At 73.8% G+C, this 13,074-nt stretch carries 14 protein-coding genes and 1 pseudogene; 9 read left to right on the top strand and 6 right to left on the bottom strand.

All coding sequences use genetic code 11. From position 1 onward, the window contains the following. Nucleotides 1-274, bottom strand: a pseudogene (locus E4P38_RS20470) (LytR family transcriptional regulator); the annotation flags it as partial. Between the two features lie 172 nt (nucleotides 275-446). Here E4P38_RS20470 and E4P38_RS20465 point away from each other — a divergent pair. Next, a complete protein-coding gene (locus E4P38_RS20465; RefSeq protein WP_135133832.1) occupies nucleotides 447-1,205 on the top strand; it encodes a hypothetical protein in 759 nt (252 codons plus the stop codon). Nucleotides 1,206-1,221: 16 nt separating this feature from the next. On the opposite strand, the gene E4P38_RS20460 is transcribed toward E4P38_RS20465, so the two are convergent. Beyond that, nucleotides 1,222-1,653: a DUF2795 domain-containing protein gene (locus tag E4P38_RS20460; RefSeq protein WP_135133831.1), complete on the bottom strand. Its 432-nt coding sequence runs from the start codon at nucleotides 1,651-1,653 to the stop codon at nucleotides 1,222-1,224. A gap of 55 nt (nucleotides 1,654-1,708) precedes the next feature. After that, nucleotides 1,709-1,918: a DUF2945 domain-containing protein gene (locus E4P38_RS20455; RefSeq protein WP_135133830.1), complete on the bottom strand. Its 210-nt coding sequence runs from the start codon at nucleotides 1,916-1,918 to the stop codon at nucleotides 1,709-1,711. Between the two features lie 290 nt (nucleotides 1,919-2,208). Between E4P38_RS20455 and E4P38_RS20450 the strand changes: the two genes are divergently transcribed. The 6 genes from E4P38_RS20450 to cysD all read left to right on the top strand — a co-directional run bounded on the left by E4P38_RS20450 (nucleotide 2,209) and on the right by cysD (nucleotide 7,763). Next, nucleotides 2,209-3,000, top strand: a complete 792-nt coding sequence (locus E4P38_RS20450; RefSeq protein ID WP_135133829.1) for a siderophore-interacting protein — start codon at nucleotides 2,209-2,211, stop codon at nucleotides 2,998-3,000. Between the two features lie 66 nt (nucleotides 3,001-3,066). Beyond that, on the top strand, nucleotides 3,067-3,828 hold the full coding sequence (locus E4P38_RS20445; RefSeq protein WP_209309228.1) for a response regulator transcription factor: 762 nt from the start codon (nucleotides 3,067-3,069) through the stop codon (nucleotides 3,826-3,828). Next, on the top strand, nucleotides 3,825-5,327 hold the full coding sequence (locus E4P38_RS20440; protein ID WP_209309227.1) for a HAMP domain-containing sensor histidine kinase: 1,503 nt from the start codon (nucleotides 3,825-3,827) through the stop codon (nucleotides 5,325-5,327). The genes E4P38_RS20445 and E4P38_RS20440 overlap by 4 nt, the downstream gene beginning before the upstream one ends. A 21-nt stretch (nucleotides 5,328-5,348) precedes the next feature. Next, complete coding sequence (locus E4P38_RS20435) at nucleotides 5,349-6,047, top strand: PaaI family thioesterase (protein ID WP_135133828.1); 699 nt, start codon at nucleotides 5,349-5,351, stop codon at nucleotides 6,045-6,047. Further along, nucleotides 6,044-6,778, top strand: coding sequence for an inositol monophosphatase family protein (locus E4P38_RS20430; protein WP_135133827.1), 735 nt, complete (start codon nucleotides 6,044-6,046; stop codon nucleotides 6,776-6,778). The genes E4P38_RS20435 and E4P38_RS20430 overlap by 4 nt, the downstream gene beginning before the upstream one ends. A 76-nt stretch (nucleotides 6,779-6,854) precedes the next feature. After that, the gene (gene cysD / locus E4P38_RS20425) at nucleotides 6,855-7,763 is read left to right on the top strand and encodes a sulfate adenylyltransferase subunit CysD (RefSeq protein WP_135133826.1); all 909 of its coding nucleotides are present in this window, start codon (nucleotides 6,855-6,857) and stop codon (nucleotides 7,761-7,763) included. On the opposite strand, the gene E4P38_RS20420 is transcribed toward cysD, so the two are convergent. Continuing rightward, on the bottom strand, nucleotides 7,754-7,996 hold the full coding sequence (locus tag E4P38_RS20420; RefSeq protein ID WP_245161195.1) for a hypothetical protein: 243 nt from the start codon (nucleotides 7,994-7,996) through the stop codon (nucleotides 7,754-7,756). The two genes, cysD and E4P38_RS20420, sit on opposite strands and share 10 nt — an antisense overlap. Nucleotides 7,997-8,079: 83 nt before the next feature. On the opposite strand from E4P38_RS20420, the gene E4P38_RS20415 reads away from it, so the two are divergent. Further along, the gene (locus E4P38_RS20415; RefSeq protein WP_135133825.1) at nucleotides 8,080-9,429 is read left to right on the top strand and encodes a GTP-binding protein; all 1,350 of its coding nucleotides are present in this window, start codon (nucleotides 8,080-8,082) and stop codon (nucleotides 9,427-9,429) included. Here the strand turns inward: E4P38_RS20415 and E4P38_RS20410 are convergent. Next, nucleotides 9,426-10,394 (bottom strand): ABC transporter substrate-binding protein, encoded by a 969-nt coding sequence (locus tag E4P38_RS20410; RefSeq protein ID WP_135133824.1) that lies wholly within the window; start codon nucleotides 10,392-10,394, stop codon nucleotides 9,426-9,428. The two genes, E4P38_RS20415 and E4P38_RS20410, sit on opposite strands and share 4 nt — an antisense overlap. 108 nt (nucleotides 10,395-10,502) lie before the next feature. Between E4P38_RS20410 and E4P38_RS20405 the strand changes: the two genes are divergently transcribed. Further along, complete coding sequence (locus tag E4P38_RS20405) at nucleotides 10,503-11,777, top strand: MFS transporter (RefSeq protein WP_135133823.1); 1,275 nt, start codon at nucleotides 10,503-10,505, stop codon at nucleotides 11,775-11,777. Here E4P38_RS20405 and E4P38_RS20400 read toward each other — a convergent pair. Next, on the bottom strand, nucleotides 11,704-13,071 hold the full coding sequence (locus tag E4P38_RS20400; RefSeq protein WP_245161194.1) for a cytochrome P450: 1,368 nt from the start codon (nucleotides 13,069-13,071) through the stop codon (nucleotides 11,704-11,706). The two genes, E4P38_RS20405 and E4P38_RS20400, sit on opposite strands and share 74 nt — an antisense overlap. Nucleotides 13,072-13,074: the final 3 nt, after the last annotated feature.

The following is a 13,074-nucleotide window of genomic DNA, read 5'->3' as shown; positions in this document are numbered from 1 at the left end:
CCGGCGGGAGACCGGCCTGCCGGACGGCACCGGGGACCGGCGGAAGACCGGCCGCCCGGACGGCGGGCTGCGGGTCGTCCGCGATCCGAGGGGCGGGCTCCTCGACGCGGCGGGCGGCGCGGCGGCGACTGACGACACCGCCCTGGCGCGCCAGCAGTTGCTCGACGGTCACCGCCTCGGGAGCCGCCGTCCGGGCGTCGCGGCGGGTGCGTCCGGGGACGCCACGGGAGACGTCACGGCCACCCGCGCCGTCCCGCGTCGGCTGTTCCCCCACCGGTGTCGACACCTTCTCGTCGTCGGCCGTGCCCCGTACGTGCTCGGTCCGACGATACGGGGATTCCGGCGGTCACCACGCCGGACGCGCGGCAGAGGGCCCACCCCCTGGCGGGCGAGGGAGGAACGCAACCGAATAGTGGGCCACCGAACACGTGCGTAGCGTGGCTCGCATGAGACTGCCGTCGGTACCCGGTCCGTCCGACGTCCTCGCCGCCGTGACCGGCGTGAAGGACGGCGTGACCGACGCACTGGACCTGGTGCCCAGGCTCGGCACGGTGATCGGCCGGGTGGAGGGCTACCTCGACCGGGTGGGCGTGCTGCTCGACCGCGTGGACGACGTCGTCGACCGCGCCGACGAGGCCATCGCCGCGGTCTCTTCCACGCAGGCCAGGGCCGACGCCGCCATCGCAGGCGTCGAACGGACCCAGGCCAGGGCCGACGCCGCCATCGCAGGCGTCGAGCGCACCCAGGCCAGGGCCGACGCCGCCATCGAGGGCGTCGAGCAGACCCAGACCAAGGCCGACGACGCCATCGAGCGGGTCGGCCGGACGACCTCGCGGGCCGACGGCATCGTCGAGCGCGGCGAGGGTCTGATCGGCCGCGTCGAGCCGCTCCTCGGCGACTACGAGCCGGCGCTCGCCGCCCTGGCGCCGTCGGTGCGCCGGCTGGCCGCAACCCTCGAGCCCAGCGAGGTCGAGGCCCTCGTGACCCTGATCGACCGGCTGCCGCAGCTGGTCACCCACCTGGACGAGGACATCCTCCCGGTCCTGGAGTCGCTGGGGACCGTCGGCACCGACGTCCACGACCTCGTCGACACGGTCCAGGACCTCCGCCAGGTGGTGAAGGGCTTCCCGGGCTCCCGCCTGTTCCGCCGCCGCGGTGCGGAGGAGATCGCCGAGGAAGAGGCCCGGGAGGGCACCGGCAACTGACCGGGGCGCCGTCCGGTCAGGTCTCGGTGGGGTAGCCCAGCGCGCGGACGACGTCCCCGACCCGCTCGAAGGTCTGGCCGTCGGGCAGCCGCTCGAGCTCGGCGGCGACCGCATCCGGTGCCCGGTGGTCGCGCGCCGCCTCGACCAGCTCGGGTCCCGTCGCGGGGAAGTCCGCGCGGACCAGCCAGCGGGCCAGCTCGGTGCGCGCGACGACGGCGTCGGCGGTCATCCCCACCGGGGTCCCGCCGACGAGGGTTCCCGACGGATCGGCGTCGATGTCGGGGTCGCCCTCCGCGACCGGCTCGGGGTCGCGCCACTCCTCGGCCCGGGTCGCGTGGCCGCCCCGCACCATGCCCTGGACCTCGTGCTCGAGCTCGTCGTCGACCCGAGGGCTGTGCTTGGTGCTCCGCTGCGACGTACCGGCGAACTGGTCTCCGGACTCGGTCACGGTGACCTCCTGTCTGTGTCGGGCCCGGTCGGATCCGGGTCGTGGGTCTGCGCGATCAGTCCTCGTGCAGGGCATCCGGCTTGTGCACCGCAGTGCCGCCGCTCTTCTCGCTGCGCACCTCGTACTGGGGATCGTCGGCACTGGCGCGGACGGTTCGCCCGGACGCCTCGGTGTCCGAGGTGATCGTCCGCTCGACCGTGCCCTCGGCGGTGCCCCCATGGCTGTTCCAGGTGACGTGGTCGCCCTTCTCGAACTCCTCGCCCATGAGGACCCCTCTCGTCGGCGTCGGCGCTACGTCGCCCGTGCCCGCCCGGAAGGGCGCACACACATCGCGCGACGGATCACCCGATCGGGAGCAGACCTCACTCGTGAGGGCAGTGGCAGGAGCGGTTTCGTCACGTAGCGTTCAGACCGACGGGGGCTCGAATCGCATCCACGCTGGTGAGCGGGGGACAACGGCTACCCAGTGTGAGATTCGCACCCGTCCTCGATCGCCGGTCCGGTCGACCCCATTCCCCCGGGGACGGCCGGGCCGGCCCCTCTAGGCTTCGGGCAGTGACCACTCCCGCCCTCTCCCCCGACGACGGTCTGCGGGCGATCGACGTGCTCACCGTCGCGACCGTCGCGGACGTGACGCCCTCGGTGCGCCGGGTGGTCCTCTCGGGCACGCCGGCCGCCGTGGCGGCCGCCGGGCCGACGGTCAACCTGCTGGTCCCGCGCGTGGGCGACACGGCCCCCCGGTGGCCGCGGGTGGCGAAGGACGGGCGGATCGTCTGGCCCGACGGGGCCCACGGGGTCAGCCTGCGCAGCTACACCGCTCGCCGCCAGGACCCGGTCGCCGCCCAGGTCGAGATCGACTTCGTGCTGCACGGCGACGGACCGGCCGCCGCCTGGGCGGCCGCAGCCTCCCCCGGTGCCCTGCTCGGCGTCGCCGGGTCCGGCGCCCTCGGCGAGCGGGCGGCCGCCCAACTGCTGCTGGCCGGGGACGAGACCGCACTGCCCGCGATCAGCCGGATCCTGGCCGCAGCCCCGGCCACGTGCCGCGGCGTCGCACTCCTCGAGGTGGCCGGCGCCGCGGAGGAACAGCCGCTGACCGCGCCGGAGGGTCTCGTCGTCCGGTGGCTGCACCGCGGCGACACCCCGCCCGGCGAGAGCTCGCTGCTCGCCGACGCCGTCGCCGCACTGGACCCGCCGGACGGGGACGACGTGTTCGCCTGGGTCGCGGCGGAGTCGGCCGCCGTCCGCGCCATCCGCGCCGACCTGCGCGGACGGTGGGGGCTGAGCCGGGCGCAGCACCACGCCATCGGGTACTGGCGCCGCGGCCGCGCCATGTCACCCGCCGACTGAGCGGCCCTCAGGGAGTTCACAGGTAGCGTCCAGACCGCCCGCAGCCGGAGCGCCCACTCTCGACTCATGACGACGGCACCCGCTCGCCCGACCGGAGGACCCGTGGCCGGCACCGCGCAGACCCGCAGTACCCCCGAGGCCCGGCTGCTCGTCGTGGACGACGAGCCCAACATCCGCGAACTGCTCTCGGCCAGCCTGCGCTACGCCGGCTTCGAGGTGGCCACGGCCGCCGACGGGCAGCAGGCTCTTGCGCTGGCCGATTCGTTCCGGCCCGACCTGCTCGTCCTCGACGTGATGATGCCGGGGCTGGACGGCTTCGGCGTCGTCCGCCGGCTCCGCCAGTCGGGTCGCCACACGCCCGTGCTGTTCCTGACCGCCCGCGACGCGGCGGAGGACAAGGTCTCGGGCCTCACCCTCGGCGGCGACGACTACGTCACCAAGCCGTTCAGCCTCGATGAGGTGCTCGCCCGGATCCGCGCCGTGCTGCGCCGCAGCGCCGGCGCCCAGCAGATCGCCGAGGCACCGCGGCTGTCCTTCGCCGACATCGAGCTGGACGAGGAGAGCCACGAGGTCATCAAGGCCGGCGAGGTGATCAGCCTGTCGCCGACGGAGTTCAAGCTGCTCCGCTACCTGATGGCCAACGCAGGCCGGGTGCTGTCCAAGGCGCAGATCCTCGACCACGTGTGGAACTACGACTTCAACGGCGAGGCCAACGTCGTCGAGTCCTACATCTCCTACCTGCGGCGCAAGATCGACACGACCGAGCCGCGGCTGCTGCAGACCATCCGAGGCGTGGGCTACACGCTGCGGCTCCCCCGCGGGACGTGAGCGCGACCGTTCCGCGCACGGAGCGGGGCTCACGGGTGCCGCTCCGGATCACCCTCGTCGCCCTGCTGGTGGCGCTGGTCGCCGTCGCGCTCGCGGCGACCGCCATCACGGCCACGTCGCTGCTCAAGCAGTACCTGCTCGACCAGCGCGACGCCGAGCTGAGCGACACCGTGCAGGCCTACGAGCGCCAGCCCGGTCTCATCGAGGCGTGCCTCTCCGACCCGGATTACCCACAGCCGAACCCGACCTACGTCGCCTGCCTGGCCCCCGGCGACGACGACCCGATCGTGCTCGGTGGGCCGCGGGGTGTGGACCGGGACATGCCCGATCTCGACACCGCCACCGCCGACAAGCTGCGCAGCGGTGACGGACCGACGACCGTCGACTCCGACGGTCACGGCGAATGGCGCATGACCTCGGGTGACCTCCCCGGCGGCTACACGGTGGTCGTCGGCAGCGAACTGCGCGGCGACGCCGAGGCCATCGGACGGCTCGTGCGCATCGAGGTCGTCGTCGGGCTGATCGTCCTGGCGCTGCTCGGCGCCGCCGGTTACGTCCTGGTGCGCAACAGCCTGCGGCCGCTGGCCGAGGTGGAGGAGACGGCGCGCGCGATCGCGGCCGGCGACCTCTCCCGCCGGGTGCCGGAGGGGAACGACCGCACCGAGGTCGGCCGGCTGGCCATCTCCCTCAACGGGATGCTCTCCCGGATCGAGACCGCCTTCCGCGCCCAGCAGGCGTCCGAGGAACAGGCCCGCGGGTCCGAGCACCGGATGCGCCGCTTCGTCGCCGACGCCAGCCACGAGCTGCGCACGCCGCTGACGTCCATCCGCGGGTTCGCCGAGCTGTACCGCCAGGGCGCCGTCCGGACCGACGAGGACATCCGCCGGCTGATGGAGCGCATCGAGGCGGAGGGCGCCCGGATGGGGCTGCTCGTGGAGGACCTGCTGCTGCTCGCCCGGCTGGATCAGCAGCGTCCGCTCACGTTCGCCCCCGTCGACCTGGCGGCGATCGCCGGCGACGCCGTCCACGACGCGAAGGCCGTCCAGCCCGACCGGCCGATCGCCCTCCACCTGGACGAGTCGCTGACCGACGTCCCCGTGGTGCGCGGGGACGAGGGCCGCCTGCGCCAGGTCGTCGGCAACCTGGTCACCAACGCGCTGACGCACACGCCGGCGGGGATGCGGGTGACCGTCACGGTGGCCGAGGCGGCGGACGATCCCCGAGTGCTCGTGCTGCGGGTCGCCGACGAGGGACCGGGCATGGACCCCGCGGACGCCGAGCGGGCGTTCGAGCGCTTCTACCGCGCGGACGCCTCCCGCACGCGCGCGGCGGGCGGCACCGGCCTCGGGCTGGCCATCGTCTCCTCCCTCGTCGCCGCCCATGGCGGCTCGGTGGGCCTCGACACCGCCCCGGGCAAGGGCACGGTCGTCACCGTGCGGCTCCCGCGGTCCGGTCCGGCCGACCTGCCGCCGGCCGGGGGCGACGGGCAGCCCGACTAGCGGTCCTGCCACGATCCGCAGGTGACCACGACCGACCACGGAACGATTCCGGACGCCGAACCGCTGGCCGCGGCGACCGACCTCGCCACCGCGCTGCGCGAGCTGATCGAGCTCTCGGTGGTGACCACCGTGGCCCCGGCCGAGGTACGGGCGGTCGCGGAACTGGTGCGCGGGGCGTCGGAGCGGCTCGCCGTCGCGCGGCGTCCGGTGTCGCAGCTGCCCGCCCTCGGCGGCCGTGCCTTCGACCCGGTGGGCGGAGAGGCCAGCGCCCTCGCATTGCCGCTGGTCATGCGCCGCGAGGACGACGGCGTCGTCGGGGAGGCGACCCTCGGCGTCGCCTACGAGGGGCCACCCACCTACGTGCACGGCGGGGTGAGCGCGCTCCTCATGGACTCCGTCCTCGCCAACGCCGCTGTCGCGGCCGGGGTCTGGGGCATGACCGCCCATCTGGAGCTGGACTACCGCGGACCGCTGCCCATCGGGCAGGCGCTGGTCTTCCGCGCTCGCGTCGCCGAGACCAGCGGGCGCAAGTCGCAGATCGTCGGCACGATCGCGCTCGCGTCCGCCCCCGACCAGGTCCTGGTCGAGGCGCGCGGGCTGTTCATCAAGCCGCGGCAGGAGAAGGTCGACACGTACTTCGACGGCATCACCGACGCCTCCGGCGAGCGACCGTCGCAGAGCCGGGCAAGCGACGCGACCGCCGTCCCGGAGGAGGGGTGACCAGCGACGTCGCGGTCGCGGAGCGCGCGGCCCGGGCGGCCGCCGCCGTGCTGGTCGACCTGCGGTCCGGCGGCCTGGCCGGGCGCGCTCTCGGGGACGCCGGGGACGCGGCCGCGCAGCGGGCCATCGTCACCGCGCTGTCGGACGACCGCCCGGGCGACGTCGTCTTCAGCGAGGAGGCGGCCGACGACCGGCGGCGGCTGACCGCCGAACGCGTGTGGATCGTCGACCCGCTCGACGGGACCCGCGAGTACGGCGATCCGGACCGGCACGACTGGGCCGTCCACGTGGCGCTCTGGTCGGCCGGGGAGCTGACCGCGGCAGCCGTCGCGCTGCCCGGCCTCGGGGAGGTCCTCCGCACCGATCCCGCGCCGGACCTGCCCCCGCGGTCCGGCGCCGTCCGGATCGCGGTCAGCCGGACCCGCCCGCCGGAGATCGCCACCGTCGTCGCGGACGCCCTGGAGGGGGAGCTCGTCCCGCTCGGATCGGCCGGCTACAAGACGGTCGCCGTCGTCCGTGGCGAGGTCGACGCCTACGTCCACGGCGGCGGCATGTACCAGTGGGACTCCGCGGCACCCGTCGCCGTCGCCCGCGCGGCCGGGCTCACGACCTGCCGCCTGGACGGCTCCCCGCTCGTCTACAACGACCCTGACCCGTGGCTCCCCGACCTGGTCGTCTGCCGTCCGGAGCTGGCCGAACCGATCCTGGCGGCGGTGCGCGCGGGGCGATGACGGACACTGGACGGGAATCCGCATGAACGGGATGGGCGTTGCTCGTCCTGATGTCGATCCTCCGGAGACCGCGCGCATGCCAACGCCCGACTACCGGCTGAGCCAGCTGGAGACGCTGGAGGCCGAGTCCATCCACGTCATCCGCGAGGTCGTCGCCGAGCTCGAACGCCCGGTGCTGCTGTTCTCCGGCGGCAAGGACTCGATCGTGATGCTGGAGCTCGCCCGCAAGGCGTTCGCCCCCGCGCGCATCCCCTTCCCGGTCATGCACGTCGACACCGGGCTGAACTTCCCCGACGTGCTGGAGTTCCGCGACAAGCGGGTCGCCGAGCTGGGCGTGCAGCTGATCGTCGCCTCGGTGCCCGATGCGATCGCAGCCGGCACGGTCAAGGAGGAGCCCAACGGCTCCCGCAACCGCATCCAGACGCCGGTGCTTCTCGACGCCGTCGAGGAGCACGGCTTCACGGCCCTGTTCGGTGGCGCCCGCCGTGACGAGGACAAGGCGCGCGCCAAGGAGCGGCTGTTCTCCTTCCGCGACGAGTTCGGCCAGTGGGACCCCAAGAACCAGCGGCCCGAGATCTGGGACCTCTACAACGGCCGGATCCACCTCGGCGAGTCGATCCGGGTCTTCCCGCTGTCGAACTGGACCGAGCTGGACATCTGGCAGTACATCCTCCAGGAGGACGTCGCGATCCCGCCGCTGTATCTGGCGCAGGAGCGCGAGGTCGTCGAACGGCAGGGGATGCTCTACGCCGTCAACGAGTTCATCCGCCCCCGCGACGGGGAGGAGATCCGCCGCGAGACCGTGCGCTACCGCACCGTCGGCGACGCGAACCTGACCGCGGCGGTGCTGTCGGAGGCGGTCACCGTCGAGGAGGTCATCGCCGAGATCGCGGTGACCCGCATGACCGAGCGCGGCGCGACCCGCGGCGACGACAAGGTCAGCGACGCCGCCATGGAGGACCGGAAGAAGGAGGGCTACTTCTGATGGTCGCCGCCCCGATGTTCAGGGCTCTCCGGACGACGACGGCGCCAGCGGTTCAGCAGCAGCCAGAGCACCACGCCCAGGAGCACGAGACCCGTGGTCCAGCCCGCGACCTCCGGCGTCCGAGCCGCGTCCACTCCGAGCAGGTCGCAGATCCACTGGGCAACGGCGTAGCCGAGCACGTAACCCACGACGACGACCATGAGTGCGGGCACGGCGGCGGCGAAGACGAACACCTGGTCCTTCCACCTCGGGGATCGGGTACCAGCGTCCGCCGCGCCGACCGGACCCGCCAGCCGCACAGAGGGACGACCGACCGATGACCCCCGTCGACCAGCCCGACACTGCCGCCCAGCCCGGCGTCCACCCTCCGATCGACGTCCACTCCCCCGTCGCCGAGCACGCCGTCGAGATCGCGACGGCCCGCAAGGACATCATCCGGATCGCCACCGCCGGTTCGGTGGACGACGGCAAGAGCACCCTCATCGGCCGGCTGCTCTACGACAGCAAGGCGATCTTCGAGGACCAGTACGAGGCGGTCGAGCGCGCCAGCAAGGGCGACTACGTCGACCTGGCGCTCCTCACCGACGGCCTGCGCGCCGAGCGCGAGCAGGGCATCACCATCGACGTCGCCTACCGGTACTTCAGCACCCCGCGGCGCACGTTCATCCTCGCCGACACCCCAGGGCACGTGCAGTACACGCGCAACATGGTCACCGGCGCGTCGACGGCCGACCTCGCGATCGTGCTGGTCGACGCCCGCAAGGGGATGCTCGAGCAGAGCCGCCGGCACGCCTTCCTCGCCTCCCTGCTGCGGGTGCCGCACCTCGTCGTCGCGGTCAACAAGATGGACCTCGTCGACTGGTCGGAGGAGATCTTCGAGTCGATCCGCGACGAGTTCAGCGCTTTCGCCAGCAAGCTGAACGTGCCCGACCTGACCGTCGTCCCGATCTCCGCGCTGCACGGCGACAACGTCGTTCGCCACTCGACGAACACCTCCTGGTACGAGGGGACGACGCTGTTGCACCACCTGGAGCACGTGCACGTCGCCAGTGACCGCAACCTGGTCGACCCGCGCTTCCCGGTGCAGTACGTCATCCGCCCGCAGTCCGACGCCCACCACGACTACCGCGGCTACGCCGGCACCGTGGCCAGCGGTGTCCTGCGCCCGGGCGACGAGGTGCAGGTGCTGCCCAGCGGGCTGACCACCACGATCGCCGGCATCGACGGTCCGCGCGGGCCGGTCGACGAGGCGTTCCCGCCGATGTCGGTCACCGTGCGGCTCACCGACGACGTCGACGTGTCCCGGGGCGACCTGATCTGCCGGCCCGCGAACGCGCCGACCGCCACCCAGGACATCGACGCGCTGGTCTGCTGGATGGCCGACGAGCCGCTGCGACCCCGGCAGCGGATCGCCATCAAGCACACCACGCGGACGGTGCGGGCGGTGGTCAAGGACCTGACCTACCGGCTGGACGTGAACACGCTGCACCGCGATCCCGAGGCCGGCGAGCTCGGGCTCAACGACATCGGGCGGGTGCGGCTGCGCGCCACCCAGCCGCTGTTCGTCGACGACTACCTGCGCAACCGCGCGACCGGCCGGTTCATCCTGATCGACGAGGCCACCAACGCCACCGTCGGCGCCGGGATGCTGACCCCCGCGAGCTAGCCGGCGGGCAGCAACTGGTCGAGGTCGACGGGCTCCTTCAGCAGACCGTCCTCCTCCGCGAGCTCGGCGATCCGCTCCAGGGACTCGCGGTTGAACTCGGTCGGGAACTGCGGCAGCGTCACGCCGGCGACCTGCTCGGCGGTCAGGCTGGTGTAGGTCGTCACGATCGCGCGCGTCTCGTCCGGGTGCTCCTGGGCGTAGGCGTGCGACTCGGCCAGCGCCTCGGTGAACCGCTCGACCAGGTCGGGATCGGACTCCAGCAGCTCCGCCGAGGTGAAGTACACCGCGATGTCGGCCTCGGGTGCGACGTCCACGTAGTTCGACGCCACTGTCCGGCCGCCGCGCGCGAGGTAGCCGCTCAGGAACGGCTCGCTCATGCACGTCGCCTCGATCTGCCCGGTGTCGAGGGCCGCGGGCATGTCCGGCGGCGGCAGCTCCACGTAGTTCAGCTGCGACGGGTCGCCGCCGGCCTTCCGGACCGACTCGTTGATGCTCACGCTGCAGATGTTGTTGAGCGTGTTCACCCCCACCGTGCGGCCCTCCAGGTCGGCCGCCGTCCGGATCGGGCTGTCCCCGGGGACGGCGACCCCGTTGAAGTCCGCGCCCTGCTCACCGGTCGAGCGGACACCCGGGCCGACGAGCCGGACGGGCAGGCCGCCGGAGGCGGCCACCATCATCGAGACGACGTTGCTGAACCCGAACTGGGCGTTGCCGCTCATCACCGACGGGACGATCGCGGCACCGCCCTGCGCCAGTTCCACGGTGAGCTCGATGTCCCGGTCGGCGAAGAAGCCCTGCTCCTGCCCGAGGTAGATGGGCGCGACGTCCACGATCGGGATGAGCCCGATCGTGACCTGGTCCGTGCCCCCCGACGTGGAGTCGCCGTTGCCGGCGTCGTCGGATCCCCCGCAGGCGGCCACGGTGAGCAGAGCAGCGACGGCCACGGCGGCGGGGCGCAGGAACATGCCCGGACGGTGACAGACGGGTGTGACGCGGACCACCCTCCTTCCGCCTGACGGGAGGGAGGCTCCCCGGGATGAGGCCCGATCACCGCTGTGGTGGAGTGGACGCCGATGGACGGCGGGGGAAAGGTGCGGTCCCGCGCGGCGACGATCGCCCTCGTCGCGGCGATCGTCGCGGTGGCCCTGAACCAGCGGCCCGCCGTCGTCGCCGTCGCCCCGGTGCTCGGGGACCTGCGCGCGGAGACCGGCCTGTCCTCCGCGCTGGCCGGACTGCTGACCACCCTGCCGGTGCTCTGCTTCGGGGCGTTCGCGCCCACGGCTCCCCGGCTGGCCCGCCGCATCGGCCTGGAGACGGCCGTCGCCCTGTCGCTGGTGCTGCTCGCCGCCGGCATCGCGCTCCGGCTGCTCCCTCCGGTCGCCCTGCTGTTCGCGGGCAGCCTGCTGGCCGGTGCGGCGATCGCGTTCGCCAACGTGCTGCTGCCGGCGTACGTCAAGCGCGAGTTCACCCGCCCCGGCGTGGTCATGGGCCTCTACTCGGCCTCGCTCAACATCGGCGCCGCCGCCGGGGCCGCGCTCACGGTGCCGCTGGCCGCGGCCTTCGGCGTCGACTGGCGGACGGCGCTGGGGCTCTGGCTGGCTCTGGCGCTCGCCGCCCTCGCCCTCTGGCTGCCCGTGGCGGGCACCGGTCGGGCACACCGCACCAGCGAACCGCTGCCCGACGACTCCGGCTCGTGGTCGCTGCTGCGCCAGCCCCTCGCCCGCCAGGTGACGACCTACCTCGGGCTGCAGAGCGTGCAGTTCTACACGGTCGCGGCGTGGCTGCCCACGCTGCTGGCCGACTCCGGCGTCCCCGCGCGGGAGGGCGGCCTGCTCCTGGGGTTCGCCAACGTCGTCGGGGCGGCCGGGGCCCTCCTGGCGCCGGCCCAGGCCGGCCGGATGCGCACCCAGCGCCCGCTGATCCTCGCCGTGGCCGTGTCCTACACGGTCGGGCTGGGCGGGCTGCTGATCGCGCCGGACACCGGCACGCTGCTCTGGGTCGGCGCGTTCGGCCTGGCGCAGGGCGGCGGGTTCGCCCTCGCCCTGACCCTCATCGTGCTGCGCAGCCCGACGCCCCTCGTCGCCGCCCGGCTGGGCGGGGTCGCGCAGTGCCTCGGCTACCTGCTGGCCGCCCTCGGCCCGCTCGTGATCGGCGCGCTGCACGACCTCACCGGCGGCTGGTCCTGGCCGATCGCCCTGCTCCTCGCGGCGCTGGTGCCGATGACCTGGTTCGGCTGGGGTGCGGCGCGGAACGCGGTGCTCACCACCGACGACGTCAGCGCAGCGCCACCGGAAGGTGCTCGAATCCCCGCAGCGTCTGCAGATCCCGGCGCACCGGGCGGCCGCTGACCCGCAGCCCGGGGAATCGCTCCGCCAGGGTGCGCAGGCCGACGACCCCCTCGAGGCGGGCCAGCCCGGCGCCGACGCAGTAGTGGATGCCGGCTGAGAAGGCCACGTGGTCGCGGGCGTTGCCGCGCGCCACGTCGAACCGGGTGGGGTCGTCGAACACCTCCGGGTCGCGGTTGGCGGCGCCCAGGAGCACGGTGACGCGGGTGCCGGCGCGAACCTCCCGGCCGGCCACCTCGCCGTCGGCCTTCGCCGTCCGGCCGGTGATCTGGACGGGGCTGTCGTGCCGCAGCACCTCCTCGACCGCGCCGTCCCAGCCCGAGGGGTCCGCGGCGAGCGCCTCCCACTGGTCGCGGTGGGTGTCGAGCAGCACCACACCGTTGCCCAGCAGGTTGACCGTCGTCTCGAAGCCGGCGCCGAGCAGCAGCATCACGGTGGCGTGCAGCTCCCGCTCGGTCAGCGCCTCCTCGTCGGGCAGCCCGACCAGCCGGCTCACCAGGTCGTCGGCCGGCTCCCGGCGCAGCCGCTCGAAGTGCTCCCGGAGGAACGCGTGCATCGCCCGCAGCGCCCGCTCGGCGGCGACGTACCGCCGGAACGGCAGCCCCGGGTCCAGCGTGGCGGCCGCGGCGGCACCCCAGCGCAGGAAGTCCTCGCGGCGCGCGGCGGGGACACCGAGCAGATCGGCGATGACCAGGACGGGCAGCTGGGCGGCGTAGGTCTCGACGAGGTCGACCGTGCCGCGGCGCATCTCGAGGGCGTCGAGGAGCGCATCGGCGGTCCGCTGCACCACCGGCTCGAACGCGGCGGTGGCGCGAGGGGTGAAGGCGCGGCTCACCAGGCGGCGGAAGCGGGTGTGGTCGGGCGGGTCGACGACCAGCATCGACGGCGGTTCGGCGACGCCGGTGGCGTCGAGCTCGTCCCCGAAGCGGAGCGCCCAGCGGATCAGCCTAGGTGCTGCGCCCCGGTCCCATCCGACGCCGAACCGGTCGGAGCGCAGGATCTCCGAGGCGACCGCGTGCGACGTGGTGACCAGCCCCAGGCTGCTCCCGACCAGCGGCCCGCGGGCCCGCAGCTCCTCGTGGACCTCGTACGGGTGGTCGCGCACCGCCGGGTTCCGCAGCAGCCGACCCACCGGGTCACCGCTGCGTGCGCTGCGCTCGAGGAACACCGACGCCAGGCCGTGCCGCACCCCCCAGCGGACGACGGTCCGGGCCGGACGCAGGGCGGTGGCCGCGATCCGTTCCGCGGCCCCCGGCCCTGCCGTCGTCGGTGCACCTGCGCCGGTCGTCGTCTCCACCGG

Origin of the sequence: Blastococcus sp. CT_GayMR16 (assembly GCF_004570875.1) — a bacterium.
Taxonomy (GTDB): domain Bacteria; phylum Actinomycetota; class Actinomycetes; order Mycobacteriales; family Geodermatophilaceae; genus Blastococcus_B.
The sequence above is the reverse complement of the archived record's forward strand: the minus strand, read 5'-3'. Positions and strand labels throughout refer to the sequence as shown.

What these genes read in the sequence shown, in the direction of transcription:
- E4P38_RS20415 (WP_135133825.1), top strand. Translation starts at nt 8,080, where the DNA reads ATGACCCCCGTCGACCAGCCCGACACTGCCGCCCAGCCCGGCGTCCAC.
- E4P38_RS20405 (WP_135133823.1), top strand. Translation starts at nt 10,503, where the DNA reads ATGGACGGCGGGGGAAAGGTGCGGTCCCGCGCGGCGACGATCGCCCTC.
- E4P38_RS20465 (WP_135133832.1), top strand. Translation starts at nt 447, where the DNA reads ATGAGACTGCCGTCGGTACCCGGTCCGTCCGACGTCCTCGCCGCCGTG.
- E4P38_RS20455 (WP_135133830.1), bottom strand. Translation starts at nt 1,918, where the DNA reads ATGGGCGAGGAGTTCGAGAAGGGCGACCACGTCACCTGGAACAGCCAT.
- cysD (WP_135133826.1), top strand. Translation starts at nt 6,855, where the DNA reads ATGCCAACGCCCGACTACCGGCTGAGCCAGCTGGAGACGCTGGAGGCC.
- E4P38_RS20410 (WP_135133824.1), bottom strand. Translation starts at nt 10,394, where the DNA reads ATGTTCCTGCGCCCCGCCGCCGTGGCCGTCGCTGCTCTGCTCACCGTG.
- E4P38_RS20445 (WP_209309228.1), top strand. Translation starts at nt 3,067, where the DNA reads ATGACGACGGCACCCGCTCGCCCGACCGGAGGACCCGTGGCCGGCACC.